The following is a 733-nucleotide window of genomic DNA, read 5'->3' on the forward strand; positions in this document are numbered from 1 at the left end:
CGCAAGGTGGTGCGGGCGGTGCAGTCCTTTGCCCAGCGCTTTCGCCGCATCCGCATGGTCGTCGCCTGCCGCGTGCGAGCCTACGAGGGGGAACGCAACGCGGCCTGGCAGTTGCCCGGTTGGCCGACCGCAACTCTGGCCGACTGGACACTCGGCCAGATGGACGCGTTCATCACGGCCTGGTACCACACGGTTGCCGTGCTGCGCAGCCGGACGGCGCACTGGCGGGACGAACGGCTGCGCAGTCTGCACCGTGCCATCGCAACGCGCGAGGATCTGCAGCGCTTTGGGCGTCAGCCGCTGATGATGACGGTGATGGCCTTGGTGCATCTGAACGATGGCCGGATCCCCGAGGAACGGGCCAGTCTCTACGGACGCTGTATCGATATTCTGTTGGGGCAGTGGGAGATCGCCGGGAAGGAGCGGAGCGACTATGGCACGCTGATGGACTATCTCGGCCTGCCCGACGCCGATGCGCAGAGCTTGCGTCCCCTGCTGGGGAAGGCGGCCTACGAAGCGCATCGGGCCGCCCAGCCCGGGGAGGTGGGCAGCCTCAGTCGGGCGGTGCTGCGCACGCTGGTTGACGACGAATTGAAGCGTCGGCGGCACCCGAACCCTTCGGTAGGGGCGGACAAATTCCTGGAGTATACCGACCAGCGGGCGGGGCTGATCCAGGCCAGTGACGCCGGCGATGCCTACCGGTTTCCCCACCAGACCTTTCAAGAGTATCTGG

General features: G+C 66.7%; 1 protein-coding gene. It reads left to right on the plus strand.

From position 1 onward, the window contains the following. The coding region (locus tag A9Q02_RS24210) for an NACHT domain-containing protein (protein ID WP_172450866.1) at positions 1-733 on the plus strand (733 nt) is incomplete at both ends.

Origin of the sequence: Candidatus Chloroploca asiatica, assembly GCF_002532075.1 — a bacterium.
In the GTDB taxonomy this organism is placed as follows: domain Bacteria; phylum Chloroflexota; class Chloroflexia; order Chloroflexales; family Chloroflexaceae; genus Chloroploca; species Chloroploca asiatica.